The 26,260-nt window shown below is 70.6% G+C and carries 22 protein-coding genes; 10 read left to right on the top strand and 12 right to left on the bottom strand.

Annotated features, from left to right (window positions below; translation table 11 throughout):
* Window positions 1–73: 73 nt before the first annotated feature.
* Entirely contained in the window at window positions 74–2,536 is a 2,463-nt protein-coding gene (locus ACUKCB_RS26045; RefSeq protein WP_473038175.1) for an ATP-binding protein, read from the bottom strand.
* 263 nt (window positions 2,537–2,799) lie between these two features.
* Entirely contained in the window at window positions 2,800–3,474 is a 675-nt protein-coding gene (locus ACUKCB_RS26040) for a GmrSD restriction endonuclease domain-containing protein (RefSeq protein ID WP_473038174.1), read from the bottom strand.
* A gap of 617 nt (window positions 3,475–4,091) precedes the next feature.
* Here ACUKCB_RS26040 and thpD point away from each other — a divergent pair.
* On the top strand, window positions 4,092–4,997 hold the full coding sequence (thpD, locus tag ACUKCB_RS26035) for an ectoine hydroxylase (protein ID WP_473038173.1): 906 nt from the start codon (window positions 4,092–4,094) through the stop codon (window positions 4,995–4,997).
* A gap of 138 nt (window positions 4,998–5,135) precedes the next feature.
* Here the strand turns inward: thpD and ACUKCB_RS26030 are convergent, their stop codons facing one another.
* The 3 genes from ACUKCB_RS26030 to ACUKCB_RS26020 all read right to left on the bottom strand — a co-directional run bounded on the left by ACUKCB_RS26030 (window position 5,136) and on the right by ACUKCB_RS26020 (window position 10,450).
* Window positions 5,136–9,059: a TcpE family conjugal transfer membrane protein gene (locus tag ACUKCB_RS26030; protein ID WP_473038171.1), complete on the bottom strand. Its 3,924-nt coding sequence runs from the start codon at window positions 9,057–9,059 to the stop codon at window positions 5,136–5,138.
* 18 nt (window positions 9,060–9,077) lie between these two features.
* Window positions 9,078–9,401: a hypothetical protein gene (locus tag ACUKCB_RS26025; RefSeq protein WP_191274107.1), complete on the bottom strand. Its 324-nt coding sequence runs from the start codon at window positions 9,399–9,401 to the stop codon at window positions 9,078–9,080.
* Window positions 9,402–9,484: 83 nt separating this feature from the next.
* The gene (locus ACUKCB_RS26020) at window positions 9,485–10,450 is read right to left on the bottom strand and encodes a conjugal transfer protein (RefSeq protein ID WP_473038170.1); all 966 of its coding nucleotides are present in this window, start codon (window positions 10,448–10,450) and stop codon (window positions 9,485–9,487) included.
* 405 nt (window positions 10,451–10,855) lie between these two features.
* Between ACUKCB_RS26020 and ACUKCB_RS26015 the strand changes: the two genes are divergently transcribed.
* The 4 genes from ACUKCB_RS26015 (at window position 10,856) to ACUKCB_RS26000 (ending at window position 14,134) form a co-directional block, all read left to right on the top strand.
* Complete coding sequence (locus ACUKCB_RS26015; protein ID WP_473038169.1) at window positions 10,856–11,437, top strand: Uma2 family endonuclease; 582 nt, start codon at window positions 10,856–10,858, stop codon at window positions 11,435–11,437.
* A 227-nt stretch (window positions 11,438–11,664) separates the two neighbouring features.
* Window positions 11,665–12,366, top strand: a complete 702-nt coding sequence (locus tag ACUKCB_RS26010) for a hypothetical protein (RefSeq protein WP_473038168.1) — start codon at window positions 11,665–11,667, stop codon at window positions 12,364–12,366.
* 166 nt (window positions 12,367–12,532) lie between these two features.
* Window positions 12,533–13,582 (top strand): AAA family ATPase, encoded by a 1,050-nt coding sequence (locus tag ACUKCB_RS26005; protein WP_473038167.1) that lies wholly within the window; start codon window positions 12,533–12,535, stop codon window positions 13,580–13,582.
* Between the two features lie 6 nt (window positions 13,583–13,588).
* Complete coding sequence (locus ACUKCB_RS26000) at window positions 13,589–14,134, top strand: hypothetical protein (protein ID WP_473038166.1); 546 nt, start codon at window positions 13,589–13,591, stop codon at window positions 14,132–14,134.
* A gap of 82 nt (window positions 14,135–14,216) precedes the next feature.
* On the opposite strand, the gene ychF is transcribed toward ACUKCB_RS26000, so the two are convergent.
* Window positions 14,217–15,302, bottom strand: a complete 1,086-nt coding sequence (ychF, locus tag ACUKCB_RS25995) for a redox-regulated ATPase YchF (protein WP_473038164.1) — start codon at window positions 15,300–15,302, stop codon at window positions 14,217–14,219.
* Between the two features lie 267 nt (window positions 15,303–15,569).
* On the opposite strand from ychF, the gene ACUKCB_RS25990 reads away from it, so the two are divergent.
* Window positions 15,570–16,535: an FkbM family methyltransferase gene (locus tag ACUKCB_RS25990; protein ID WP_473038163.1), complete on the top strand. Its 966-nt coding sequence runs from the start codon at window positions 15,570–15,572 to the stop codon at window positions 16,533–16,535.
* A 49-nt stretch (window positions 16,536–16,584) separates the two neighbouring features.
* Here ACUKCB_RS25990 and ACUKCB_RS25985 read toward each other — a convergent pair whose 3' ends face one another.
* Window positions 16,585–17,283 (bottom strand): alpha/beta fold hydrolase, encoded by a 699-nt coding sequence (locus ACUKCB_RS25985; protein WP_473038162.1) that lies wholly within the window; start codon window positions 17,281–17,283, stop codon window positions 16,585–16,587.
* Between the two features lie 204 nt (window positions 17,284–17,487).
* Between ACUKCB_RS25985 and ACUKCB_RS25980 the strand changes: the two genes are divergently transcribed.
* Window positions 17,488–18,825 (top strand): DNA recombination protein RmuC, encoded by a 1,338-nt coding sequence (locus ACUKCB_RS25980; RefSeq protein WP_473038161.1) that lies wholly within the window; start codon window positions 17,488–17,490, stop codon window positions 18,823–18,825.
* A 192-nt stretch (window positions 18,826–19,017) separates the two neighbouring features.
* Entirely contained in the window at window positions 19,018–19,557 is a 540-nt protein-coding gene (locus ACUKCB_RS25975) for a DUF6542 domain-containing protein (RefSeq protein WP_473041145.1), read from the top strand.
* A 39-nt stretch (window positions 19,558–19,596) separates the two neighbouring features.
* Here ACUKCB_RS25975 and ACUKCB_RS25970 read toward each other — a convergent pair whose 3' ends face one another.
* The 3 genes from ACUKCB_RS25970 to ACUKCB_RS25960 form a co-directional block, all read right to left on the bottom strand.
* Window positions 19,597–19,839: an exodeoxyribonuclease VII small subunit gene (locus ACUKCB_RS25970; protein ID WP_473038160.1), complete on the bottom strand. Its 243-nt coding sequence runs from the start codon at window positions 19,837–19,839 to the stop codon at window positions 19,597–19,599.
* A 2-nt stretch (window positions 19,840–19,841) separates the two neighbouring features.
* Window positions 19,842–21,305, bottom strand: a complete 1,464-nt coding sequence (gene xseA, locus ACUKCB_RS25965; RefSeq protein ID WP_473038159.1) for an exodeoxyribonuclease VII large subunit — start codon at window positions 21,303–21,305, stop codon at window positions 19,842–19,844.
* Window positions 21,306–21,441: 136 nt separating this feature from the next.
* Entirely contained in the window at window positions 21,442–22,158 is a 717-nt protein-coding gene (locus ACUKCB_RS25960; RefSeq protein ID WP_473038158.1) for a DUF8129 domain-containing protein, read from the bottom strand.
* A gap of 298 nt (window positions 22,159–22,456) precedes the next feature.
* Between ACUKCB_RS25960 and ACUKCB_RS25955 the strand changes: the two genes are divergently transcribed.
* Window positions 22,457–23,428: a 4-hydroxy-3-methylbut-2-enyl diphosphate reductase gene (locus ACUKCB_RS25955; protein ID WP_473038157.1), complete on the top strand. Its 972-nt coding sequence runs from the start codon at window positions 22,457–22,459 to the stop codon at window positions 23,426–23,428.
* 143 nt (window positions 23,429–23,571) lie between these two features.
* Here the strand turns inward: ACUKCB_RS25955 and ACUKCB_RS25950 are convergent, their stop codons facing one another.
* The gene (locus ACUKCB_RS25950) at window positions 23,572–24,225 is read right to left on the bottom strand and encodes a DUF4245 domain-containing protein (RefSeq protein WP_473038156.1); all 654 of its coding nucleotides are present in this window, start codon (window positions 24,223–24,225) and stop codon (window positions 23,572–23,574) included.
* 112 nt (window positions 24,226–24,337) lie between these two features.
* A complete protein-coding gene (locus ACUKCB_RS25945; protein WP_191274648.1) occupies window positions 24,338–24,949 on the bottom strand; it encodes a TetR/AcrR family transcriptional regulator in 612 nt (203 codons plus the stop codon).
* A gap of 160 nt (window positions 24,950–25,109) precedes the next feature.
* Between ACUKCB_RS25945 and glpX the strand changes: the two genes are divergently transcribed.
* A complete protein-coding gene (glpX, locus tag ACUKCB_RS25940; protein ID WP_473038155.1) occupies window positions 25,110–26,135 on the top strand; it encodes a class II fructose-bisphosphatase in 1,026 nt (341 codons plus the stop codon).
* The last annotated feature ends 125 nt before the right edge of the window (window positions 26,136–26,260 follow it).

Raw genomic sequence — 26,260 nt, 5'->3', positions numbered from 1 at the left:
CGCCGGTGGCCCGCCCGCACCCGCCGCCCGCCCTCCCGAACCGCCGCTGAACTGCGTCTACACGAGGGGGCCGCTACTGGTCGCGGCCGTTAACGGACACCAGGGAATCTTCCGCTGGCCGCTCGCGGGTGGGGTTGGTGTCCAGCCAGCGCAACAGGTCCTCGGAGACCAGGTCGACACCGATCCGCCCGGTCCGGCCGTCGAGGTCGCGGAAGAGGCACTCCCCGTTCCCGAGGTTGCGGAGCACCGCCATGTGGTCCTCGTTGGAGTCCACCCCCAGCAGCGCCATCACGTCCGCCACCTCGTGGGCCTCGCTGGACCGGAAGGCGAACACCGAGGACAGGCAGTTGGTGACCTGCTCGTTGAGCATGTCGCCCGCGTTCTGCGACACCAGGATGAGCGCGGTGTTGCGGGACCGGCCCATCCGGGAGACCTCGGGGACGAGTTTGGCGCCCTCGGGGGTGGAGGTGACCGCCCACGCCTCGTCCAGGAAGATCGCCTTGGGCAGGCGCCGGTCGAGGCCGTTCATCAGGCGGCGGGCGAACTGGGAGACCAGGTAGAGGAGTGCGACGGACAGCCGCTGCTCGTAGGAGTAGTCGTCGCGGTTGACACCGGAGTCGGGCAGGGTGAGCCCGCCCAGGGTGAACACGGTGGTCCACCCCTCGGTGTCGATGCGCGCCTCGCCCTGGGGGTCGAAGCACAGCGAGGCCAGCCGCATCTCCGACATGGACCCCAGGACCGCCCCCAGGTTGCGGGAGGCGGCGTCCTCGGAGGAGACCAGGTGGTCGACGACCTTGGCCAGGGAGGGCTGGGGCTGGTTGGCGACCGTGGCGACCGCCTGGATCATCGCCGACTCGCGTTCCTCGCTCATCCGGGGCAGCAGCAGGCGCAGCGTCTCGGTCGCCATGGTCTTCTTGGCGGCGAGGTCGTCACCGAACGCGAAGGGGTCGAGCAGGCCGGGCTGGGCCGATCCCAGAGACATGATCCTGGCCTTGCGCCCGCGGTGCTTGAGCAGCTCCACGAGGGACTCGGCGTCGCCCTTGGGGTCGATGGCGGCGACCGTGACCCCGCGCAGCGCCAGTTGGTAGATCATCAGCAGCGCGAGGGTGGTCTTGCCGCCGCCGGGCTCGCCGGTGATGGCGATGGCCGTGGGGCGGTTGCGGGCCGCGGCGACCATCGGGTCGAAGTGCACGATGGACCGCGCCCGACCGATGGTCTCGCCGACGTAGGGGCCGACCCAGCCCCCGCCCCGGCCGTCCTCGCGGTCGCCGACGTCGACGGTCGCGGTGGGCATGCCGCCCGCGATGGTGCGCAGCGGCTGGCGCTGGGCGTAGGCGTTCAGGCGGATGCGGTCGCCCGGCAGTGACTCGTTGAACAGGGAGAACTGGTCGCCGGTGGAGTTGATGACGTCGATGCCGATGTCGCGGTAGTGCTCCACGACCGCCTCGACGTGCTGGCCGAGGAGGCGTTCGGTGGGCGCGGAGACCATGAGCCGGTGCCAGCCGTACACGAACGGCAGCCGCTCCTTGGTGATGCCGTGCTCCAGCATGCGGGCGGCATCGATCTGCTCGGCGAGCGCGATCGGCGCCTCGACCCCGGCCTCGCGGATGTGGGCGTCCATGTCGCGGGCGTGCGCGAGTTTGCGGCCGACGTCCTTGGAGGCCTTCGCCGGCGGGATGAGCTTCATCCGGAGCGAGATCTCGACGGGGAAGGGCAGCGCGTCCGCGTGGTGCAGCCAGGGCTCGCCGTCGGGGAAGGGCATGAGGTCCGGGAAGCGGGCGAACGACAGGAACGCCACGTAGGTGGACCCGGCGGGCTGTTCGAGGCGGAGCATGGAGCGGCCGTTGTGCACCACCCCGTCCACCAGCGCCTCGATCTCGCCCCGGCCCCAGGTGCGACGGCCCGCGGCGGAGGGACGGGGTTCCTCGGCGGTGCCGCTGACCGCGTGCCGGATGAGCCAGGCGACCTCGTCGGAGGTGGCGTGCCGGGCGTGCAGGGAGCTGGCGGCCAGGGCGCGGCCCAGCCGCTCGGACTGGTCGGTCCAGCGGGCGATCTCCTTGTCGTCGATCGCGTCGTCCTCGATCCCGAGGATCTGCTCGGTGCGCTGGTAGGCGCCGAAGAACTGGGAGAACAGGCCCAGGCCGGCGCCCGCGTTGCGCAGGCCCAGGCGCACGCCCAGGTAGACCTCCTTGGTCCAGAAGTCCTTGGCCCACACGTGCCGGTACATCTCGTCGAGGTAGTCGTACCAGCCGGGGCCGGCGTCGGCGGTCCCGTCCAGTCGGGTCGCCCACTGGGCGGCCGGGTAGGTGCGGTGGGCGACGCGCAGGTGCACCTCGGCGTCGTTCATCCGGATGGCGGCGAGGGCGATGGTGATGTTGGTGGCGAGCGCCTGGCGTTCCTCGGGGGTGGTGAACTCGTAGGACACCGTGGGGAGCCGGAAGTAGGCCCAGGCCTCGTTGTCGCTGAAGAGCACACGGTCGTCGAAGTAGCGGACCGCGAGGCGGGTCGCCCCACGGGTCCCCCTGGTGCCGGTCATCTGCTCGCCCTTCCTCGTGACAGCGCTGGCGGTTCCGCCCGTGAACCATCACCCATAGTGCTGCATCCGGCTGTGGCTGAGAAGCCGGGACTGTTTCGGCGCGCCAGAACCCCGGGCACTGGGCGGGCCACCGGGGTTCCGTACGGGTCCGGGAAAGACCGGACCGGAAGCAGAGCGCGGCCCGGCCCCGTACGAGGGACCGGGCCGCGTTCGTCTGCGGACGGGGGCGTCAGCGGACAGGGGCCGTCAACCGGCTGCGTCCGCTAGCAGGCGGTGTCGAGGGTGCTCTGGAGCGCGGACTCCTCGGAGAAGGTGATGGTGAGGTCGTAGACGTACTTCACGTTGATCCAGGACTTGGCGTAGTCGCAGTGGACGGCGGTGTTGGTCGGCATCCACTCCGAGGGGTCCTTGTCCCCCTTGGTGCTGTTGCTGGACGGGGTGGCCAACCACAACTGGGAGCTCGTGACGTCGTTGGCGAAGTCGGCGCGCCGGGCGGTGGACCAGTCGGCGGCGCCGGTCTTCCAGGCCTCGCTGAGCGGGACCATGTGGTCGACGCTGATGTCGCCGGGGACGTCGTACACCCACTCGTCGTCGAAGGCGCTCCACCAGCTCCCGGCGGTGGGCTGGCAGCCGGAATCGGTCACGACGCCGTGGCCGTCCCGCTGGAGCACGACCTGGCGGGCCGTGCAGGGGCTGTCGACCACGTACCAGTGCGGGAAGAGGCTTCGGTCGTAGCCGGACTGCGGACCCTTGGGGGCGACGGTGAGCGAGTTCAGCTGGGACTGGGCCGCGGAGTCGCCGGGGATGTTCGGCGCAAGGGTGTGGTCGGCGGCGGCCGGGGCGGACCAGCCGAGGACCATCGCCACCACGGCGGCGGAGACCGCGGCTGCGGCGCGAGCGAGCACCCGGGGGGCGGGGGGCCTGAGCGGAAGGGGCACTGAGTTCTCCTCTTGAGCGGGTCGAGGAAATACGGACCCCACCACTGTGGGTCGGCGAAGCCTTTCCTGCCAGTACCCGCGGGGGTAATTCCGCGTGAACCGGAGGGCACGGGGAGAGAACTCCGAAGACACGCACGGCGGCGCGTGGAGTAGCGTGCAAAGTCGCGTGCGGGAGCACGGGCAGGGACGCGCGTCCGGGCCCCCGACAGCGGTGGAAACACCCCTTGAGATTGCACCGCGAGCCGCACCAGATGCATGTGAAATAGATCACATAGACAGATGCGCCGAAGCGGCTCAGAGCCTGAGATCCGCCGCCGCAAGTGGACGACCTGGGATGATTACAAACCGACGGCGATCAGAGGGCCGGACGATCACCCTCCGCGACACCGTGCAGGTGAACACCACCGAAAGGCGGAGCGGGAGCACCGAAAACCCGCAGGCAAAGCCGCCGAGAAATATGTTTTCGCCCATATAGTATGGCTGTACTACCCAGCGGCCAGATCTGTAAACCCGCGCCGTAAAGGACGCCGGATATCCTCCCCGCGCAAGTTTGTTAAGTTCGCATGTCGTACGGAGAACCCGATTCTGAGAGGAGCACCCTCACCGAGGGGAACGGCATGACTCTGCAAATGGATCTTCCGACCGCGGACGAGTACCCGACCCGAAAGGCCACCGAACCGTCCCTGCTCTACCGCAGGGACCCCGTCGTCTGGCAGGGCTCCGAAGGAGGCCCGTTCACCTCAGGGGAACTGGAGGACTACGACCGCCGCGGCTACACACAGGTCGAGTCGATGGTGAACCCGCAGGAGGTCGAGGCCTACCGCGCCGAGCTCCGCCGACTCAGCTCCGACCCCGCGCTGCGCGCCGACGAGCGCGTGGTCGTCGAACCGTCCTCCGACGAGGTGCGTTCGGTCTTCGAGGTGCACAAGGTCAGCAAGGTCTTCAACGACCTCGTGAACGACCCGCGCCTCGTCAACCGCGCCCGCCAGATCCTCGGATCCGACGTGTACGTGCACCAGAGCCGCGTCAACTACAAGCCGGGCTTCGGCGGCGGTTCGTTCTACTGGCACTCGGACTTCGAGACCTGGCACGCCGAGGACGGCATGCCCCGCATGCGAGCGGTCAGCTTCTCCGTGGCGCTCACCGACAACTACACCCACAACGGTGCCCTGATGATCATGCCCGGGTCGCACCGGACCTTCGTGTCCTGCGTGGGCGAGACCCCGGACGACCACTACCGCTCCTCGCTGAAGAGCCAGCACGTGGGCACCCCGGACCAGGCGTCCCTGACGATGCTGGCCGACCGGCACGGCATCGACGTGCTCACCGGCTCGGCGGGCGACGTGACCGTGTTCGACTCCAACTGCATGCACGGCTCCGGCGGCAACATCACGCCCTACCCGCGCTCCAACGTGTTCATCGTGTTCAACAGCGTGGACAACGCGTGCACGAAACCGTTCAGCGCCAACGGCGCCCGCCCGGAGTTCCTCGCCGCCCGGGAGAACACACCCGTCGGCCGGTAACTCCGAACCCAACCATGATCTTGCCCCCAGTGCAGTCCTCGGTCGTCGAGCCCTGCACTACGGGCAAGATCACGGCTGTGGAGGCGACAGCACGGCGGCCCGCCCCCGGTCGGGGGCGGGCCGCCGTGTGCGTCCGGCTCAGGTGGCCGTGGAGGCAGGGGCCAGGGCGTTGACCAGAACCCCGCCCAGAGCCCCGTGGGCGCGTTTGGTGGCCGGGCGCAGGGCACCGACGTCGATCTTCGTGTACGAGGAACCCAGGTGGTCGTCCCACGGGATCCGCACGATCGCGCGGCAGCGGCCGCGGGCCACCCGCTCGGCGGCGTCCACGTCCTGGAGGCTGCGCTTGCTCACACCGTTGACCACCAGGATCGAGTTGGCCCTGAGGGCGCCGTAGCCGTTGCCGTCCAACCACTCGAAGGTCATGGAGACCGCGCGCTCGGCGTCCGCGCTGGCCGGGGCCACCAGGACGAGCCCGTCGGCCACCGGCAGGGCCCGAGCCACACCCGTGGCGGCCGGGTCCAGCAGCGTCACACCGTAGAACCCGCCGAGCAGACCGGTGAGCTGGCCGTAGTCGCGGTCGTCCAAGGTCTGGACATAGGGATCGTCCAGGGTCTGGACGACCTCCAGCCCGGTCCCGGCCCTGCCCGCGTAGGAACGCATCCGGTCGTACTCGTCCACGGAGTCGGCGTTGGCCAACAGCGCGGTGAGGGTCTCCGGGGCCTGCGCGCCGACCCTGCGGGACAAGCCGTTCGGGCCGGGGTTGACGTCGACCGCCACCACCCGGTCGTCGCGGTGCGCGGCGAGGGTGTGTCCGACCATCAGGGCGGTCACCGTCTGCCCGGCGCCACCGGTGCAGCCGAGGACGACCAGGGAGCGCGGTCCGGCCAGCGGGGTGCGCAACCGCTCGATGTCGCTGGCGGGCAGGTCCGAGCGAACCGGTGCCCCTCCCCCGGTGACGACCTTGGCCAGACGGCGCCAGCCGCGGGTACCGCCGGAGTCGGCGGCGGGCTCCTCGGCCTGCCCGGCCGACTCGGGTTCGGGCCGCTGGGAAGGTACCCCGTTGGGGGTGTCCCCCAGGCGGGCCTGTTCGCCGGTGCCGTGGTCGAGTTCCAGTTCGGGCTTGGCCGGGTCCGTGTCGACGGACGCGGGCCCGGAACCGCGGGACGGGTCGGGCTCCTCCCCCGGGGTGGGCTGGCCGAAAAGCTGGCCGATGCGCCGGGCGTTCTGGGCGACCCGGTGGAAGACCCCGTCGTGCAGGTCGTGCTCCCCCGGAGCACCCCGGGGTGCGTCCGTCGTGGTCTCCTCTGCGCCCGGAGCGGTCGGCTCCGCACCGGCCTGCGCCGCCCGGGCCTGTGGCTCGTCCTCCCCTGCGGCCGGAGAGTCCGCCGAAGCGGTCGGGGCAGTGGAGGCGGCCCGCATCGTCCGGGACAGCCGGTCGGAACGGGCCGGGGCCTCCGGTTCGGTCTCGGCCGCCGCAGGGGTCCGGCGGGCGCGGAGCGCGGCGGCCTCCGCCTCGGCTAGCTCGGCCTCGGTCCTCCTGGCCGCGGACTCGGACGCAGGCCCGGACGCGGCCCCGGAGCCGGATGCCGAGGCCGCGGGCTCGGGGGAAGCCGTCCCGGCCCCGTGTCCGGACTCGGCAGGAGCGGACGCGGTGGGTGCGGGGTCCTTACGGACCTCCGCGAAGCTCACGAGCTCACCCGTGCCGTGGTCCAGCTGGGTGGGCGGCTTGGGCCCCTCGTCCGGCTCGGCGGCGGCCCCGGCCGTACGGCGCTCGGCCTCCGCCGCCTCCTCCCGAACGGCACGTTCCCGGTCCTGCCGCTCCCGCGCCTGCTGTTCGCGGACCTCCTGTTCGCGGGCCTCGACAGCGGCCCGGCGCTCCTCGCGGAGCTCGCTGACCGCGATCACCGGGTTGTCGCGGTCCCCCACCTTGGGCTGGTCCGGGTGGCGGCGCTTACCGTCGTCGAACCACTCCGAGGGGTCCCTGCGCTCGTCCGCGCGCTCCCCTGAGGGCACGGCGTCGGCGAACTTGGGCCGCGGCGGGGCCGGGGTGTCGGCCTTGCTCAGATGCTGGTCGAGCACGGACATGTGCTCGGACCATTCCGGGCCACGCTCGGCGGGGTCCTCCTGGACGGGCTCCACCGGCATGGCCTCGTGCTCGCCGGTGCCGTGGTCCAGCTGTAGCGGCGGTTTGGCGGCACCGTCCGCAGGGACGGGGACGGGTTCGGCGTGGGAGGTCTGCGGCCCGGCCTCGGAACGGCCGATCCCGGCGTCGCCCCCCTCCTCGCGCGGCCCCCGCCCGCTCTGCTTCCGGTCCTGTTCCCCTTCCGGTGCGGCCTCCCCGGGCGTGCCGGAGGCCGGGGGCAGCCACGGCGCCGCGGACACCTCATCGGCCGCCGTGGGGCGTCCGGTGGCGGCGGCGTAGCGGGCGGCGTAGTCGGACAGGTCCGGGTAGTCGGTCCCGCCGGCGGAACCCGGCCGGCGCCCCTCCTCGTCGGCGTCGAGCGCCCACGGAGCAGCGTGCGGGCGCCCCTGGCGTCGTGTCTTCGCCGAAAGATCCGGACCGGTTCCCCCGCTGTCCGGGAGGGCCTGTCCCCGGGCCCTGGTTCTGGGCTCGGGCTGGGCCGGGCGGAGGCGTTCACGCACCGGGGCCGGTTCCGGGCCCACCTCCGCGACGGACCCCTCCTCGTCAACGGGGCGCTCACGGCGGTCCGCGAGGTCCTTGGCCACTCTGATGCCCTGGACCCGACCGCGCAGGCGGCGCGCGGCGGCGGACTCCTCGCCCGCCCCCTCCGGTACCGAGGCCGCCGCGCCCTGCTCGCGCTCGTCCGCGTCCCGCGCGGGGACGGGTGCGCCCGGGGTGACCGCGTCGGCGAGTTCGGCGCTGCTCATGGCGCCCGTCTCGCTGGCGGCGTAGGCGCTCTTGGAAGTCAGTCCGAGGGGGGTGTGGCCGGAGGAGGCACGCAGCTGGGCGAACCACGCGTCGCGGTCGCGCTGCTCGTCCTCCTCGGTGACGTAGAGCGGTTCGTCGAAGCCCTCACCGGTGTCGTCGTCGGCCTCGGGCAGATTCCGTCCCGGCCCCCGGCCCCCGTCGGTACCGTCGTCACCGGTTCGTCCACCGTGGTGTCCGCCTCCGTCGGGGCCGGAGCCGTCAGCGCCGGGTTCCGCCCCCAGGGCGAAGCCGAAGTAGTTGAGGAAACGGCGGCCCACCCCGGAGCGGGCACGGTCCTCGTGCTCGGGGGTGTCGGCGGCCGGCGCCCGGTGCCCGAACCCGTCCTGCTGCTCCGCCACGGCACCGTCCTGCCCGATCGGGTCGGTGCCGTGGCCGACCCGGCCGTGCCCGCCCACAGCGGCGGCGGCAACGGCCGGGACCCTCTGGGCGAAGGTGTACTCACGCACGGGGGTGTACTCGACGGAGTCGTCGGGGTCGGGGGTCGGGCGGGACACGGGTTCGGCCACGGGGTCCGGCTCGGGGGCGGGGCGGGGCGCGGCGCCGACGGGCACACCGCGCAGCGGCGGCGCGGCCTCGGGGTCGGCGCGCAGACCGCTGCCTCCCGTGGCCGGCTGCTCCTGCGCGGCCGATTCCTGATCCGCGTCATCGGAGACGGCGGCGAGCCCCTGACCGGCGGCCTCCTCCGCCTGGACGCGACGGGCCGCGCTCCGGGTCAGGGGCAGGGGCCCGGCGTCGGGGTCCCGGTGCCACACCCGGGCCGAGACCCGGGCCTCGGCGGGCTCGTACTCGGGAGCCAGCCGGGTGTAGACGCGAGCCTCGACGAGGAAGCGCGCCTGCGAGATGAGCAGTTCGGTGAGGCGTTTCCCTTCGACCACCGGTCGGGTGGCCAGCACGGTGATCACGCCCGGCGGAACGACCCACAGCACCAGGTGCCAGCCGTTGCCGAAGTCGAACGGGGCGTTGAGGATGCTCAGCAGCACCACCCACAGCGCGAACACGCCCAGGGCGACCCCGAAGGTACCCACCGGGAGCGGCATGGGCAGCCGGAAATCGTAGAGCTTGTACAGCCGCTTCTCGATACGCCAGATGTTGGTGTACGTGGGCAGATCCACGTTTCCGGCCTCCCTCGCCTATTCCGTCGATACGCCCATCGCTCGGGCGAGCGCCACGGCGATGACCTCGATGATGCCGGGGACGTAGAAGACGATCCCGATGAAGATCGCCAGGATGATGAACTGCATGAAGCGGGTGATCTCCCTGGTGAACAGGAAGAAGATCGCCACGATGGACACGATGACGAGGAAGAGCGGCCCGAAGAAGCCGCGCAGGAAGTCCGCGAGTCCACCGGTGTCGGGGGCGTTCTCCGCGGGGGTGGTCCCGTTCGCGAGGGAGGTCGGGTCGGCGCTGCCGAGGGCCGTCATGGTGTCGGCCGCGGCGGACAACAGGGGGAGCATGTCAGGCGCCTTCCTCCGCTGTCGGTGCTGGTGTGCACATGGTTTCTCTCGTCTCCTTGCCTACGGGCCCCGTCACCGTCCGGTCACTCGCCGAACGAGTGCGGGGCGCCCTGGATGTCACGCACGTACCACTCGTTGCCGGAGTCGACGATCGTGACCAGGTAGTTCTGCACCACCTGACCGGTCTCGCCCGCGCCGTCGTCGGAGTCGGCGGAGGGCAGGGACCAGACCACGGTGGTCGCCACCTGTCGTACGTCATCATCCCCGGTCGAGGACTGGGATGGCACCGTCAGATCGGACAGTTCGTGGAATTCCAGACTGTTCGCCGGAAGCGGGGTGATTGTGGCACCCGGTTCCACGTAGCGATCGAGGTGACCGGGCTCCTGCGCGTAGGCCTCGAAGAAGCCGGGGAGCACCTCCCAGAGCTGGTCGGCGACCTGCGGGTCCTCCTCGAACGAGGAGCCCGCGGGCAGCTCGGCCAGGTCGGGTTCGGCGAGCAGGGCGGGGCGGCCGGAGAGGACGAGGGAGTCGCCGTCGCTGTAGACCGGCACCTGGAGACTCATGGTTTCGCCGTTGACGTCGGCGCGGACGACCACGAGGGCGTTGTACTCGTCGCTGACGTCGACGGCGACCACGGTCAGGTTGTCCCCGGTGAGGCTGTCCGCGGGGACGTTGAGCCCTCCCGCCTCGCCCTCGGGGACGAAGGCGGCCAGGGCGGCCTGTCGGGCTTCGGGGTCGGAGGTGTCGAGGTAGGTCTCGGCGAAGCGCAGCGCGAAGGCGGCCGCGGCGGTCTCGGGGAAGTCGACCGTTTCGGCGGTCTCGGGTTCCGCCGAGGAGGTGGGGAGGGAGAAACCGTTTCGGACGGGGAACCAGATGCCGTTGAAGATGACGACGATGATGAACGCCCACAGCAGGACGCGCCCCACGCCGACCCACCAGCGCCCGCCGGCGCCGGCGCGCGGCCTGCGGGGAGGCGGAGCGTCGAGTTCGCGGTCGGTGTCGTCCGCCCGGTCACGCACCGCGGTGTCGCGCCGCGACGTCTTGGCCATCCCCGCCTCCTCCACACAGTGACGCGCCGGCTGGTAAGCCGACGCCCGAACATCATCGCGCCGTCGCCGACGCTTCCGTCATGCCCTTGTCTACCCCATCCCTATAGTGAGGCATTGTGCGGGTTGGGAGCCGCCAGGACGAGTCCGCGTTTCCCCGTCGGGTGCACATTGTCCCCCATGGAAGAACTTCGCAAAAAGCGCAGAATATGGCAATGCGCCACTGAACTCACCCTATGGCTGTGCACGTCAGCGTATTTCTGGCCAGACCGTAAAGGGGTTAGTCACCGTTCGGAGAGCAAGACCTGTCCCCGGAGGACAGGAAAACGTTGACCGGATGTAACCGGGATCTCCCCGAAGGTATCCGCCGCCGCGACCGGCCGACGGCCGAACCGCTAACGTGGGGACATGACCGCGCTGCCCGAATGGATGCGTCCGCCCCGGGAGGAAGGCTGGTTCGCGGAGGACCTGGACCACCTCCCGGAGGCCCCCCGGCACACCGAGCTCATCGACGGAGCACTCGTCTTCATGATGTCCCCCCAGCGCTCCTGGCACGGCCGTCTGGTCACCGGACTGACCACCGCACTGACGGACCAGGCTCCCCGGGGCGTCGAGATCGAACGGGAGATGACCGTCCGGCTCGACGCGCGCAACCGGCCCGAACCCGACCTCCTGGCCACCAGCGCCCCTTACGAGCCCGATCGCACGTGGTACGCCCCCGAGGACGTCCTGCTGGTCGTCGAGGTCGTCTCACCCGAGTCCGCCCACCGGGACCGGACGGTCAAGCTCCGCAAGTACGCGGAGGCCGGGATCCCCCACTACTGGTGCGTCGAGGAGGAGAACGGGGTCCCGGTCGCCCACGTCTACGAACTCGACGGGCCCACGGGCGCCTACGCCCCGGCGGGTATCTTCCGGGGCACGCTCCAACGGCCCCTGCCCTTCGACCTCGACCTGGACCTGGCCGGGCTCCTGCCCCGACGCCGGACCTGACCGGCGGTTCAGCCGGTACCGGGCTGCGGGAACGACGGTGCCCCGGCGTAGGGTTCCAGGCATGGAACAACGGCTCCCCCCGCTTACTCCGCGCGTGCGCGACGTCGTCGCCGCTGCGCACCACGACGGGACAGAGGGCTTCGAGCACCGCCCCGCCCCGTGCCGCACCGCACTCCCTGCGGTGCCGGGCACGCGGAACAGGGCGCCGGAAGGCCGGTGACGAGACCGTGAGCGGTAGGAACGGATCCGTCCGGCGCAAGGTGGGCAGGGCGCACCCGGCCCGGCGGATGGAGCGGGTGTTCGGGTACGGCGCTCTGGCGGGGCTGGGGCTGTTGCTGCTGAGCATCCCGATCGGCATCGTGACCAACCTGGTCACCGGCGAACTCGAAAGCCCGGTGTTCCTGGTGCCGCTCGGCCTGGGAACCGTACTTGCCTGCGCGGGCTGGGTCATGTGGGGCTCGTGGTCGGCGACGCTGGACCGGTACACCGAACCCCTGAGCACCACGGCGAAGCTCACCCTCGCCGGCACCACCGCGACCGTCCTGAGCGTGCTGCTGTTCATGGGCGCCGGAATCCCCGTGGTCATGTACGCCGACGCCGGCCCTCCGCCGGGGTGGGTGATCCCCACCGTGATCGGTATCGGCGGCACGGGGGTATTCCTGTTCACCGCCACCCTCGTCGGCGCGGCCGTCTACGGAGGCGTCGCGCTGGGCGGGCCGCGCTGGTGGTGGGTGGGGGTACTCCTGTCCGCAGGCATCGCGGCGACCAGCGCCGGTTGGGCGGTCGGGCACGTGCCGACCGCCGTGCTGGGTGCGCTCAGCCTGGTGGGGGCGATCGTCGGCTACCGCCGAGCGCTGAAGTCCGGCCTCCGGAAGGGCAGGCCGGACGCCGTGGAGGCGGACGACCACCGCCGGGGGCGCGGCCGGTGACCCCGGGCCGAACGAGCGGGTAGGGGACACGGCCCCTCGTGAACGGTTCGGGGCACACGCTCACCCCTTGACGCCGGTCCCCGGTGCGGTGACCGTAGGGCTTCACCGGACTCGTCCCCCTGGTCCGCACCGGCAATATTTCCGGTCAGCCCATTAGACTGGCCTCATGGCGAAGCACCCGATCACCCGACTCGACGCATTCGCGTTCGGCCCCTTCCGCGATATCAGTGTGGATCTCGCTCCCGGATTGAACGTGATCGTCGGTGACAACGCGACGGGGAAGTCGCAACTGCTCAAACTTCTTTATACCGGCACGAAGTCACTGCACGAAGCCGAAGTACTGACGAAGAAGGAACTCAGTTCAGCGATCGCGTCGAAGCTGGTCGGCACCTTTCGCCCCGAGAGTCTGGGACGGCTCTGCCGCCGCGTCCAGGGGACCGAAAGGACGAACGTCAGCATGAAGTACTCGGGGATCCGTGAACCGCTCAGCTTTTCCTTCTCCTCGAAGGCGACGCGCGAGGTGGTCATGGACCAGGTGCCGCATCGGCCGTTGGAAGACGAGCCGGTCTTCCTCCCCTCTCATGAACTGCTCTCGCTCGCCGCCACATTCGTCGCCCTGTACAACACCAGGGAGACCCCGTTCGAAGAGACGTGGAGGGACACTGCGGAACTCCTGCAGCGACCGGCCCTTCTCGGGCCCAAGGGGAAACGCGCCAACACGATCCTCAAACCGTTCTCCGACCTCCTCCAGGGCGGAACCGTCTTCGAGAGGGACGGGCGGTTCTTCCTCAAACAACCCGGTATCGGGAATCTTGAGGCCCCCCTCCTGGCGGAAGGCCATCGGAAACTCGCCATGATCGTCAGGCTCATCGCCTCCGGGGTCCTCCTGGAGGGGGGTTACCTGTTCTGGGACGAGCCCGAGGCCAACCTCAACCCCAGGTCACAAAGGGCGGTGGCGCACGCTCTGATCCATTTGGCCTCGCAGGGCTCCCAGATCTTCGTAGCGACCCACAGCATGTTCCTCCTACGCGAACTGCAGATGTCCTCCGGCGACGTCGCCCCCCGCTACATCGGACTGGAACGGCGTCGAAGCGACAACGAGAACGTAGCCGCCGCCGAAGTGACGGCACAGGCGAGTGACGATCTCGACGAACTCGATTTCATCGCCGCCCTCGAAGCAGAGGCCGAGCAGTCCGATCGCTACCTCGCTTGGTAACCCGCCATGACCACCCGTGAAATATGCGTGGACGGGACCTACTTCACGTTCCCGGACGGCTGGCAGGTCGACGTTTTCGACGAGTGGCCGCAGTTCCGCAAGGCAGCAGGAGCGCTGAGCCTCAAAGGCTGCGACGTCCTCGCCCTCGACAACGATGATCTGTGGATCATCGAGGTGAAGGACTACACCTACGCAAATGCGGAGCAACCACCGGATCTCGCCAAAACGGTGGCTCTGAAAGCGGCCGGAACGATGGCATTGCTCTACTCCCTCGCCCGAACGAACGCGGACAGCAGTGCCAGGGACTTCGCGATCAGGTGCGCCTCGAGCACACGGATCCACCTAGCGCTGCACATCGACGTGAAGGACGGGGGGCGGCGGCAGAGACAGATCAAGCCGGTGCTTTCACCGGTACTGAACAAACTCCGGCATTACCAGAAGGCGCTCGGTCTGCACAAAGCACACGTCACCTCGACGCTCGCACCGAGTGCCTCCACACCGTGGACCGCCCGTAGGGACCCCGCGACACGGGCCGTTCACGTGGACCGCTGAGGTCTCCGGGCAATCGTTGCGACACGAGGGGCGGACCGAACCGGTCGGGCCGCCCCTCGTGTGCATGTGTGGATTCGACGGGTCAGACGTTGAAGCGGAACTCCACCACGTCGCCGTCGGCCATCACGTAGTCCTTGCCCTCGATGCGGACCTTGCCCGCGGAGCGGGCGGACTGCATGTCCCCGGCCTCGACCAGGTCGTCGTAGGAGACCACCTCGGCCTTGATGAAGCCGCGCTGGAAGTCGGTGTGGATGACGCCGGCCGCCTCGGGGGCGGTGGCGCCCTGCTCGATCGTCCAGGCGCGGGCCTCCTTGGGCCCGGCGGTCAGGTAGGTCTGCAGACCCAGGGTGGAGAAGCCGACCCGGGCCAACTGGGCCAGGCCGGACTCGGTCTGGCCGAGGGACTCCAGCAGCTCCTGCGCCTCGTCCTCCTCCAGCTCGGCCAGCTCCGCCTCGATCTTGGCGTCGAGGAAGATGGCCTCGGCCGGGGCGACCAGGTCCTGGAGCTTGGTGCGCAGGGCCTCGTCGGCGAGCTCGTCGCTGTCGAGGTTGAACACGTAGATGAACGGCTTGACGGTGAGCAGGCTCAGCTCACGCAGCCGGTCCAGGTCGACGTCCTTGGCCTGGGACAGGGAGACGCCCTCGTTGAGGATCTCCTGCGCGGCCTGGGCGGCCTTGAGCAGCTCCTGGGCGTTCTTGTCCTTGGCGTTGCGCTTGGCGTCCTTCTCCAGGCGCGGAACGGCCTTCTCCAGGGTCTGGAGGTCGGCGAGGATCAGCTCGGTGTTGATGGTCTCGATGTCGCGGGAGGGCTCGACGTCACCGTCGACGTGTGTGACGTCGGCGTCCTCGAAGGCCCGGATGACCTGGCAGATGGCGTCGCTCTCGCGGATGTTGGCGAGGAACTTGTTGCCCAGGCCCTCGCCGGTGGAGGCGCCGCGCACGATGCCCGCGATGTCGACGAAGTCCACCGTCGCCGGCAGGATCTTCGCCGAGCCGAAGATCTCGGCCAGCTTCGCGAGCCGGGCATCGGGCACGCCCACGACTCCGACATTGGGCTCGATGGTCGCGAACGGATAGTTCGCGGCCAGAGCGTCGTTCTTGGTCAGCGCGTTGAAGAGGGTGGACTTGCCAACGTTGGGCAGGCCGACGATCCCGATAGACAGACTCACAAGGTCAGAGTCTATGCGGACCAAGGGGGCGGCCGGTCCGTCCCCGTCGGAAAGCAGACGCGGGTGCGAAAACACAGCCGGCGAAACCCAATCACCGAAACACAGTGCACTCATGACACTACCCAGAGTAGGTTCGGTGTGCGGCCGGGCTCCAGGGGCGGGAACCGGGCACACACCTGCGGGCCACAGGAACGCGCCCGAGGGGCGACGGAGCGTTCGCCGCCCCGGCAGCAGCCACCACGGCACCGTTCTTTGGGGGAAGACACTGTGGTCCAAGACCAGCTGCGCGCGTTCGTGCACCGATACCCGATCGTGCGCTTCGCCACCCGGAAGATCCGCGTCCACCTGCCCAGACGCTTCGGCGGCCTGGACCCGTCCAGGGTTCCGCCATGGAACCGCCGCTTCCGCCTGGACCTGCCCCGGCCCGCGGACGACCGGCGCAGGGTCGGCCCGGACACACTCACCCTCCAACTGCCCGGAGACCTGACGGTCCCCCGGCGACTGGCCGCCTCGGGCCTGTCCAGACACGAACCCGGCAGCCTCGCCAGCTTCATGGCGATCCTCGACCACACCCGCCCCGGCGCGGTCCTGGACATCGGTGCGGGCGTGGGGGTGTACTCGATGCTGGCGGCCGCGCGCTCCCGCTGCCCCGTCTTCGCCTTCGAGCCCACCCCGGAGCTCGCCTCCGCCGCACGGTCCGTCTCGGCCTCCGCCGACCTGGGCTTCAGCGTCGTGGACCTGGCCCTGAGCAACCACAACGGCACCGGACACCTGCGCCGGGCCCTGCACAACGACATGTGCAACCGGCTCGTGCGCACCGCCCGGCTGGGGTTCGCGCACATCACCGTGCGCACGACCACCTTGTCGCGCTGGAACGAGACCGCCGCCACCTACCCGACCGTGGTGAAGATCGACACCGCCGGAACCGAACCGGACGTGGTCGCCGGGGGCCTGGAAGTCCTGCGGCGCTACCGCCCCTGGGTGATGACCAAGGTGCGACCCGACCGGGGAGTGGAGGAGCGCCTGATGGCCCTCCTCGACCCGCTGGAGTACCGGTGGTTCCCGATCAGCGGCGCCCCGCCCTACGAGGCCCGCACCGAGATCTCCGGCAGGGCGTCCCCCGCCTGGGAACGGATGTGGATGCTCGCGCCGGAGGAACCGTCGAGCGAGTTCTGGGATTCGGTCACCGTGTGGCGCGAGGCCCTGGACAAGTGTCGGAGCGGACCCGCCTGATTCCCGGGGGCGCGGCCTATCCGCTCGGCCCGCACGTGTCGGGACCGGCTCAGATCCAGCCGTCCAGGGCGGTGAGCAGCCCCGGGAGGTCGTCACGGTGGATGCAGTGCCCGGCCCCTTCCACCGTGCGGACGGTGAAGCCGCGGTCGACCAGGGTGCGGGCGCCCTCGGGCCCGACCGGCGAGCCCACCCCCGCGACCACCGCGAGTGAGGGCACCTCGGCGGTTTTGGGGAAGTTGTCCAGCCCGGCGACCTGTTCGGCCACCCAGGTGTGGAAGTCCGGGTCGGCGGCGGCGAAACCCTCCAGCTCGATCCGTACGTCCTCGTCGCTCCACGACGGATGGAGTTCGCGTACCCGGGCGGCGTCGGCGGTGGCGTACGCCCGACGTATGCGTTCCGCGGTCCCCTCGGGCAGGGGCGGGACGCGAAAGGCCGGGTCCACGTAGACGGCCCGGGCCGGGCGCAGGTGCTCCAGCGCCAGGGACACGGCCACGCAGCCGATGGAGTGGCCCATGACCAGGTCGGCTCCGGCGGGCAGCGTGTCGACGAGGTCCTGGCGGAGCGCCTCCGTGGAGTACTCGCCGCGCGGGCTGTCGCCGTGCCCGCGCAGGTCCACCCCGACGACCCGGTAGCCGCGGCGGACGAGTTCGTCCTCCACGGCGTGCCAGGTGCGGTGCAGGGCCGATCCGCCGTGCACGAGGAGTGCGGTGCGGTCTCCGTCTCCGCTGGTATGGGTGGCGAGGCGCATGTGGGGCCTTTCTCCGGGGGCCGCGGATGTCACGGGGGTTCCGGAAAGCGTGAGTCTTCGGCTCCGCCCCGGCAACCCCCGCCGGTGGCCGGTTCCGGTCAGGGGTCGGGTGCCGGCGGGCCCGCCCCGGCCCGCGGTCTCCGAGCCGCCCGGGGTCCTGCGCGTTGACGACACGGGACGACCGTGGATTGAGAACATGGCGCCATGGATGCCCTCGCACTCGTACTCACGCTCCTGATCGGTCTGGCGGTCGGCACCGCCCTCGGATGGACGCTCGCCCGGGGCCGTGGCGCCGAGGCCCGAGCGGACGCCCGAGCGGCCCAGGAGCGCGCCGCCTACGTGGAGGAACAGCTCGCGGACCGGTTCCGGGCTCTGTCCGCGCAGGCCCTGGATCAGACCAACCAGCGTTTCCTCGAACTCGCCGAGGGGCGGCTCCGGGCCGTGAGCGCCGAGGCCGGGAGCGATCTGGACGAGCGGCGGCGGGCCGTGGAGCGGATGGTGGAACCGTTGACGGCGACTCTGGACCGGGTGGAGACGCAGTTGAGGGAGGTCGACGCCGGGCGGGCCGCCGCGCACGCGGAGCTGGCCAAGCAGGTCGAGTACGTGCGTGAGGGCTCGGATCGCCTGCGGGACCAGACGCAGTCGCTGGTGACGGCGCTGCGCAGGCCGGAGGCGCGCGGCCGGTGGGGTGAGCTGCAGTTGCGTCGGGTGGCGGAGCTGGCCGGGATGGCCGCGCACTGCGATTTCGAGGAGCAGGCGGTGTCCGGGTCGCAGCGACCGGACATGGTGGTGCGGTTGGCGGGCGGCAAGAACATCGTCGTGGACTCCAAGGTCCCGTTGGCCGCGTATCTGGACGCGGTCGAGGCCGGAGAGGGGCCCGGGACGCGGGACAGGCTGCGGGCGCACGCCAGGCACGTGCGCACCCACGTGGACCAACTGGCGGCCAAGTCGTACTGGGCGGCCTTCACTCCCGCGCCCGAGTTCGTGGTGCTGTTCATCCCCGGTGAGGCATTCCTGGCCCCGGCGTTGGAGTACGACCCGGAGCTGCTGGAGTACGCGATGGGGCGACGGGTGCACATCGCGACACCGACCACGCTGATCTCACTCCTGCGGACGGCGCAGTACGCGTGGCAGCAGGAGGCACTGAGCGAGAACGCCCGCGAAGTGTTCGACCTGGGCAAACAGTTGCACGCACGGTTGTCGAAGCTGGGCGGGCACGTGGAGGGGCTGGGCCGGGCGCTGAACCGGACGGTGGGCGCCTACAACCAGACCGTGGGGTCGCTGGAGAGCCGGGTGCTGGTGACCGCGCGCAAGTTCGGGGAGCTGGGTCTGGTCGAGGGCGATCTGGGGCGACCCTCGGGTGTGGAGGAGCGCCCGCGTACGGTGACGGCACCGGAGTTCACCGAACCCGCGTCGGTCGAATCGGATATGTCGGAACTCGGAATCACGGGCACCGCTGGTTTCGACGGTATTCGGCATGGGGGTAACGGCCACAACGGTTCGACCCAAAAGAAACACGGTGAGACCGTTCACGGAGAGTGACTTAACGGTCAACCGTCCGGAACCGGCCAGAACCAGCCGGGGAGATCCCGGCGTCCAAGGGGTGGAAGCCGCGTTCACCCCGGAAGGGGCAAGTGGCCGAAATGACGACACGATCCCAGGAAAGACCCCCGAACATTCACGAGAAGTGACACACTAAACACTGTGAGTAACAAACTTGGGAGGCGCACGACCATGCCCCCGCGCAAGACGGACGGTCCGGAGCCCGGACAGGCCCCGTACTTCGTGCGGTCCAGCGGTCGCAGCCGGGAGGCACCCAGCGCGGACAGGACGGCACGCAGGCAACCGAACACGGCCCCGGCGGCTCCCCGGCGCCCACCCCGGCTGACCGGGCGCGGCGGGGTACTGCTGATCGTCGTGTTCAGCTTCACCGGAACCATGATCGCCCACCTGGCCTCCGTGACCACCGCCCCGGGCCTGGCCTTCACCCTCGCCTGCCTGGTCACCGCGTCCCTCGTCCGGCCCAGTGACCTGCTGTCGCTGTCGGTGAGCCCGCCGATCGCCTACTTCGCCGCCGTGGTCGCCGCCGAGAGCCTGCTGGCTCTGGGCAACGAGGGCTTCGCCCGCGTGCTCATCCTGGGCCTGGCCTCCCGGCTGGCCGAGGTCGCGCCGTGGCTGTTCCTGGGCACGGCGCTGGTCCTGGTCATCGCGGTCTTCCGCGGTCTGCCCGGCAACCTGCGCACCCTCGGCGACGAGCTCAACGGCCGCGAATAGCCCCGCGACGTTCCGGGGCCCGAAGTCGGGCCGCCGGGGTCAGAAGGGCGCGTCGGCGTCCTCGGGCTCGTCGCCCCGCCGCTCGTCCATGGCGGCGGCCAGCTTGGCGCGAGCACCCTCCAGCCAGCGCTCACAGATCCGGGCCAGTTCCTCGCCGCGCTCCCACAGCGCCAGGGACTCCTGGAGGGTGAGGCCGCCCGACTCCAGTTTGCGGACGACGTTGTTCAACTCCTCCCGGCTCTCCTCGTAGCTCAGTTCCGGGGCCTCACTCGTGTCGGCCATACCTACTCCCCCTCGGGCTGTGCGGTGTCGGTCTCGGTGCCGGTCTTCCTCGCGGTACCAGCCTTCTTCGCGGTGCCGGCCTTCTTCGCGGTGCCGGCCTTCTTCGCGGTACCGGTGTCCTTGGCGGCACCGGCCTTCTTCGCGGTACCACCCTTCCCTGCGGCACCGGTCCTCCCGGTTGCGGCGGACCCGCGCGGGCCGGCCTTCTCCGCCGGTGCGGGCTCCGCGGCCGCCCCGACCACCGCGGTCTCCTCCTCGCTGTCCACGGAGTCGACAGTGGTCCTGAGTCCGTCCTCCGCGAAGCGCAGTCGCAGGACCTCCCCCACCTCGGGCTCGGTCGCCGAACGGACTACCGAGCCGTCCTCGCGCTGCACGATGGCGTAACCGCGCGCCAGAGTGGTGGCCGGGGACAGGGCGTGCAGCCGGGCCTCGGTGTGGCCGAGACCGTCGGTGGCGCGGTCCAGCGAGACGGTCAGGCTCCGCCGGGCCCGGTCGCGCAGCTCCAGGACCTGCTCGGTGAGCCGCTCCGTCTCCCGAACCGGGTCGGCCAGGACCGGGCGGGCCCGGATGCCCGACAACCAGGTGAGCTCCCGGTCGAGCCCGCCGCCGATGACCCTGCGGCCGCGGTCGCGGAGCTGACGGATGATCTCCAGCTGCTCTCCCACGTCCGGGACGGTGCGCTTGGCGGCGTCGGTGGGGGTGGAGGCCCGCACGTCCGCCACGTGGTCCAGCAGGGGCGCGTCCTGCTCGTGACCGATCGCGCTGACCACCGGGGTGGCCGCGGCGGCGACGGCGCGGACCAGGGCCTCGTCGGAGAAGGGCAGCAGGTCCTCCATGGAACCCCCGCCCCGGGCGATGACGATGACGTCGACCTCGGGGCGCGAGTCCAGTTCGTGCAGTGCCTCGATCACCTCACGGGTGGCACGCTCGCCCTGGACCGCCACCTGGCGCACCTCGAAACGCACGGCGGGCCACCGACGGCGGCTGTTCTCCAGCACGTCGCGCTCGGCGGCCGAGTCACGACCGCAGACCAGGCCGACGGTGTTGGGCAGGAACGGCAGCGGGCGCTTGCGGGCCGGATCGAACACGCCCTCGGCGGTCAGGGTGCGCCGCAGCTGTTCCAGACGGGCCAGGAGTTCACCGATACCGACGTGCCGGATCTCCCTGGCCCTCAGCGAGAAGGTGCCCTTGAGCTGGTAGAAGTCGGGCTTGGCGTGCATGACCACGCGGTCTCCGGGCCCCGGGGCCGGTTCCTGCCTGCGTAGGACGGAGGTCTCGCAGATCACCCGGATGGAGGCGTTGGCGACCGGGTCGCGCAGGGTCAGGTAGGACATGCGGCCGCGCGAGTTCAGCTCGGCGATCTGGCCCTCGACCCAGATGGCGCCCAGCCGGTCGATCCAGCCGCCGACCGCTTGGAGTACGACCCTGACCGGTTGCGGTGACTCCGCGGAACTCTCCATGCCCATGGCTCCAGAGCCTAGGCCAGGGTGGTGACAGTTCCGGGCAGGAGAGGCCGCGCGGCCCCGGAACCGGGCCCAGCGGAGTCGACCGGGCCGCCGGCCCCGGCGCCGGGCGTGCTCCACGGAGCACGCCGCGGCGCGCTCAGGCCCCGGCCTCGAGCTTGGCGATGCGGTTGTCGTACATCTTCACGAACTCGGGGCGGCCCTGGTGCGCGACCTCGTAGGCGCGCAGGTCGCGGACCTGATCGATGGTGAGCTTGCGCAGGCGGGCACGGACGGAGGGCAGGGTGAGCTCGTCGTAGGTGGGCACGGCCAGGTCCTCGGCGGCGGGGGCGGCCCCCTTGCGGACCTTCTCCAGGACCTCGTCGCTGGCGACCCTGGTGTGCGCCTCGGCGGCCTCGATCTCCTCGGCCAGAGCGGAGCCGTCCTCGGGAACGTCGGCGGTGGCCGGGGCGGAGGGGCCTTCCCTGCGCTCCTCGACCAGCCTGGCGGCCTCGGCGGCGGTGGACCCGGCCTCCTCCTCGGCTCCGTCCCCGGGCCGCGGCCCGTCGGACTGTGCGGCCTCGGCGGCGGTGGCCCCGACAGCAGTGGCACCGGTGTCAGGAGCGGCCTCGGACTCGGCGGGAGCCTCCTCCTTCTTCTCCTCCTTCTCCACGGGGGTCTCGGTCTTCTCCGAAGGAGCCTCAGTGGCGGCGTCGGCGGCCGCGGCCGGGGCCTCGGTGCTGTCCGCCGTCTCCGCGGTCTCCGCCGTGGGGGTCTCGTCCTTCTTGTCCTGCACGGTCGTGACGACCGGGTCCTTGCGCCCGAAGATGCCCTTGAAAAGGGAGGTCAGCTTCGTGACGATGGTCGGGTTCGACATAGGACGGGGGCTCCTGATGCTCTCGGCGTTGGGCCGGCGGCGCGCGTCCAGCAAACCAGGCAAGGCCGAGTTGAGGGCGAACCGCCTCATAACAGATGCGATGGTGAACCAGGATAGAGGAGGGATTACCAGCATGAGCGGGTGGGAAGTGAACGATTTCGCCACTTCGCAGCCCGGCCGGGAGCATTCCGTTGCCCTGCCGTCACCTGCCTGTGGCCTTACCGATAGGTGAACCCCCGACAGGTGCCCTATCCCACACCCGGACGCACAGCCCGAGATCACACCTAGGATGTGTCCCATGAGTGCGATGACGACTGCCACGAACCAACGCCGTGTGCTACTCGCCAACCCCCGGGGTTACTGCGCCGGTGTCGACCGGGCGGTCATCACCGTCGAGAAGGCCCTGGAGCAGTACGGCGCCCCGATCTACGTGCGCAAGCAGATCGTGCACAACACCCATGTCGTACGCACCCTGGAGGAACGCGGCGCGATCTTCGTCGAGGAGACCGAGGAGGTGCCCGAGGGCGCCATCGTCGTCTTCTCCGCCCACGGCGTCTCGCCGGCCGTCCACGAACAGGCCGAGCGGCGCCGGCTCAAGACCATCGACGCCACCTGCCCGCTGGTCACCAAGGTGCACAAGGAAGCCCAGCGCTTCGCCGGCCAGGACCGCGACATCATCCTCATCGGCCACAACGGCCACGAGGAGGTCGAGGGCACCAGCGGCCACGCACCCGAGCACATCCAGGTCGTGGAGAGCCCGGAGGAGGTCGACAAGGTCGAGGTCCGCGACCCGGACAACGTCTCCTGGCTGTCCCAGACCACCCTGTCGGTGGACGAGACCAACCAGACCGTGGACGCGCTCCGGAAGAAGTTCCCGAACCTGCTCGCGCCGCCCAGCGACGACATCTGCTACGCCACCTCCAACCGCCAGGAGGCCGTCAAGGCGATGGCGCCCGAGTGCGAGCTCGTGATCGTGGTCGGCTCCGACAACTCCTCGAACTCCGTGCGGCTGGTCGAGGTGGCCCTGGACGCCGGTGCGGACGCCTCGTACCTGATCGACAACGCCACCCTGATGGAAGAGGCGTGGCTGGAGGGCGTCACCACGGTGGGTGTGACCAGCGGCGCCTCGGTGCCCGACATCCTGGTCCGGGAGCTGCTGGACAAGCTGGCCGGTTACGGCTTCGGCTCGGTCAGCCCGGTGACGACCGCCGACGAGACCCTCACCTTCTCGCTGCCCAAGGAGCTGCGCCGCGACCTGCGCGCGGAGTAGGGCCGGGCCGCGAACGACGAAACGATGACGGGGCCTCGGAGGGCCGCCCCTTTTCGGGGGGGCGCCTCCGGGGCCCCGACGCGTGTGGGGTGCCTCGGCGTTCGGGTGCCCGGGACCCCCGGGCCGCCGGATACCCGGGGCGGTCAGGAGTCGGTGTCCTCCGACCCGCTCTCCCCGACGGTGTCGTCACCGTCTCCGGAGCCTTCGCTGCTGGCGGAGTCCTCGTCCGAACCCGCTCCGGCCGCCTCGCCTCCGTCGGCCTCCTCGGCCTCCCGGGCCGGGAAGGTCTCCAGGTGCTCGGCCAGAACGGCGAACTCGTCGACGGAGGTACTACCGGAGATCACCAGGGTCCGGTCCTCCTCGCGCAGCACCAGGGCTCCCCAGTCCTCGGACTCCAGGTGCTCCCACTCCTGACCGCCGACCATGACGGTGCCGACCGGCTCGGCGTCCTTGACCTGGTCCTCCACCACGTCGTCAGGGTCCCTGTCGCTCTGGGTCAGCCTGGCGTGGCTGTCCTGCGGGGTGGCGAACCCGACGGTCCACTCGACCGGGCCGGTCAGGTCCAGGGTGGAACTGGTGGGCGTCCATCCCTCCGGGAGGTCCTCGGAGGGCGCCGTCACCGGGTAGTCGGCGGCGTCCCGGAGCACCTCGATGTCCGGGCGGTACTCCACGGTGGGGATGTGTTCACCCGATCGGGTGGAGACCACGAACACCATCACCAGGAGGATCACGACGACGACCCCGAGGGAGATGGCGTAGTTCTTGAAGGTGGCGTTGGCCCGGCTGTATGCACTCATGACAGTGTCCAGCTTGCCCCAGACCCCGGCCCGCTTCGACCGGGGGTGCGGTTAGGGCACGTGAGCGGGGCCTCGCCCCGCCGCGGGCCCGGGACGCGAACCCGCCGGGAGCTCAGTCCCGGAGGCGGTTGCGGGGCTCGAGTTCGGTGAGCAGACCGGTGATCTCGTCGGCCAGCCGGTGGGCGTCGGCATCATCGCGACGAACGACCTCGGCGACGGCGAGGAGCATGGAACCGCTCACCACGATCAGCAGTGCCTCGTCCACGGGCTCGTCCGCCTTGCGGAACAGGGCCACGTTGCGGTCGGTCCACTGGGTGAGCCGGGACCGCAGCTGGTAGTCGAACCCGGGAGGTCCGTCCCCGCTGAAGAACAACCGGGCAGTCTCCCGCTCCTCGATACAGCCGAGGAGGTAGGCGTGCGCCGCGATGTTCATCAGCCGTGTGGGATCACTCTCACCGCTGGCCCGTGCCTCGCGGACCGCCTGGTGCGTGCGCTCCTGCTGCCGCTGCTGGAACTCCTCGTACAGGGCGATGTACAGATCCGCCTTGCCGGTGAAGTGGTGGTAGAGGCTGCCGACACTGGCCCCCGCGACCGAGACGACCTCGCTCACACCGGCCTTCGCGAAGCCCACGGTGCGGAACACCTGGGCCGCGGCCTTCAGCAGGGCACTGCGGGTGGCCGCGCCCCGCGGCGAGACCCGCGCGGGCTTGTCCGTCTTGTCCACTGTCACGCCCTCACTCCTGTCCGGGTCCCCGCCAGCGTAGACCGTAACGCCCCCGCCGCGGTCGCCCTCCCCCACAGGGCCCGTGACGACCGGGGCTCACCTCGGGTGACTACCCTAAGAGGTGAACTCCACCCTGTTCCCGACGGAAGGTGTCACGTCCATGTCGCAGCCCAGTGGTCAGCCCGCGCAAGCCCCGGCGCCCGACCGCAACCTCGCGCTGGAACTGGTCCGCGTGACCGAGACCGCCGCGCTCGCCGCGGCCCGCTGGGTCGGTAAGGGTGACAAGCTCGGCGCCGACGGCGCCGCGGTGCGGGGCATGCGCCACATGATCAGCACCGTGTCGATGAACGGCACCGTGGTGATCGGCGAGGGTGAGAAGGACAACGCCCCCATGCTCTACAACGGCGAGCGCGTCGGTGACGGCGGCGGCCACGAGTGGGACGTGGCGGTCGACCCGATCGACGGCACCACCCTCACCGCCATGGGCATGCCCAACGCCATCGCCGTGATCGCGATGAGCCCGCGCAACACCATGTTCGACCCGTCCGCGGTGTTCTACATGGAGAAGCTGGCCACCGGCCCCGAAGCCGCCGACGTGGTGGACATCGCCGCCTCGCCCGCGGACAACATCCGCGCCGTGGCCCGCGCCAAGGGCAAGTCTCCGCAGGACGTCACGGTCGTGATCCTGGACCGTCCGCGCCACAAGCAGATCGTGCAGGACGTACGCGACGCGGGGGCCCGGATCAAGTTCATCAGCGACGGCGACGTGGCCGGCGCCATCATGGCCGCCCGTCCCGGAACCGGTGTCGACCTGATGCTGGGCATCGGCGGCACGCCCGAGGGCATCATCACGGCGTGCGCGATGAAGTGCCTGGGCGGGGTCATCCAGGGCCGTCTGTGGCCCAAGGACGACGAGGAGCGGCAGAAGGCGGTCGACGCGGGCCACGACCTGAACCGCGTGCTGTACACCGACGACCTCGTGTCCTCGGACGACGTGTTCTTCGCCGCGACCGGTATCACCGAGGGCGAGCTGGTCGGCGGGGTCCGGTACGAGTCCACCGGCGCGACCACCGACTCACTGGTCATGCGCGGCCGCAGCGGCACCGTGCGCCAGGTCCGGAGCGAGCACCGCCTGACCAAGCTCTCCGCCTACAGCGGTGTCGACCTCACCTCCGCCCCGGAGTAGAACCCCTCCCCCTCTGCGCGGCCCGCACCCGGTGCCCGAAGCCCACGGCGCCCCGCCCCAACCGGCGGGGCGCCGTGGCACGCGGACCCAGAACCGTCCTCGTGTGTGCGAACCACCCGGGTCAC

Source organism: Nocardiopsis moroccensis, from assembly GCF_055763695.1.
This window is presented reverse-complemented; position numbering and strand designations above follow the sequence as displayed.

Excerpts from the sequence above, each read along its gene's own strand:
- ACUKCB_RS26045 (WP_473038175.1), bottom strand. The coding sequence starts at position 2,536 with ATGACCGGCACCAGGGGGACCCGTGGGGCGACCCGCCTCGCGGTCCGC.
- thpD (WP_473038173.1), top strand. The coding sequence starts at position 4,092 with ATGACTCTGCAAATGGATCTTCCGACCGCGGACGAGTACCCGACCCGA.
- ACUKCB_RS26025 (WP_191274107.1), bottom strand. The coding sequence starts at position 9,401 with ATGCTCCCCCTGTTGTCCGCCGCGGCCGACACCATGACGGCCCTCGGC.
- ACUKCB_RS26020 (WP_473038170.1), bottom strand. The coding sequence starts at position 10,450 with ATGGCCAAGACGTCGCGGCGCGACACCGCGGTGCGTGACCGGGCGGAC.
- ACUKCB_RS26015 (WP_473038169.1), top strand. The coding sequence starts at position 10,856 with ATGACCGCGCTGCCCGAATGGATGCGTCCGCCCCGGGAGGAAGGCTGG.
- ACUKCB_RS26005 (WP_473038167.1), top strand. The coding sequence starts at position 12,533 with ATGGCGAAGCACCCGATCACCCGACTCGACGCATTCGCGTTCGGCCCC.
- ACUKCB_RS26000 (WP_473038166.1), top strand. The coding sequence starts at position 13,589 with ATGACCACCCGTGAAATATGCGTGGACGGGACCTACTTCACGTTCCCG.
- ACUKCB_RS25985 (WP_473038162.1), bottom strand. The coding sequence starts at position 17,283 with ATGCGCCTCGCCACCCATACCAGCGGAGACGGAGACCGCACCGCACTC.
- ACUKCB_RS25980 (WP_473038161.1), top strand. The coding sequence starts at position 17,488 with ATGGATGCCCTCGCACTCGTACTCACGCTCCTGATCGGTCTGGCGGTC.
- ACUKCB_RS25975 (WP_473041145.1), top strand. The coding sequence starts at position 19,018 with ATGCCCCCGCGCAAGACGGACGGTCCGGAGCCCGGACAGGCCCCGTAC.
- ACUKCB_RS25970 (WP_473038160.1), bottom strand. The coding sequence starts at position 19,839 with ATGGCCGACACGAGTGAGGCCCCGGAACTGAGCTACGAGGAGAGCCGG.
- xseA (WP_473038159.1), bottom strand. The coding sequence starts at position 21,305 with ATGGGCATGGAGAGTTCCGCGGAGTCACCGCAACCGGTCAGGGTCGTA.
- ACUKCB_RS25960 (WP_473038158.1), bottom strand. The coding sequence starts at position 22,158 with ATGTCGAACCCGACCATCGTCACGAAGCTGACCTCCCTTTTCAAGGGC.
- ACUKCB_RS25955 (WP_473038157.1), top strand. The coding sequence starts at position 22,457 with ATGAGTGCGATGACGACTGCCACGAACCAACGCCGTGTGCTACTCGCC.
- ACUKCB_RS25950 (WP_473038156.1), bottom strand. The coding sequence starts at position 24,225 with ATGAGTGCATACAGCCGGGCCAACGCCACCTTCAAGAACTACGCCATC.
- glpX (WP_473038155.1), top strand. The coding sequence starts at position 25,110 with ATGTCGCAGCCCAGTGGTCAGCCCGCGCAAGCCCCGGCGCCCGACCGC.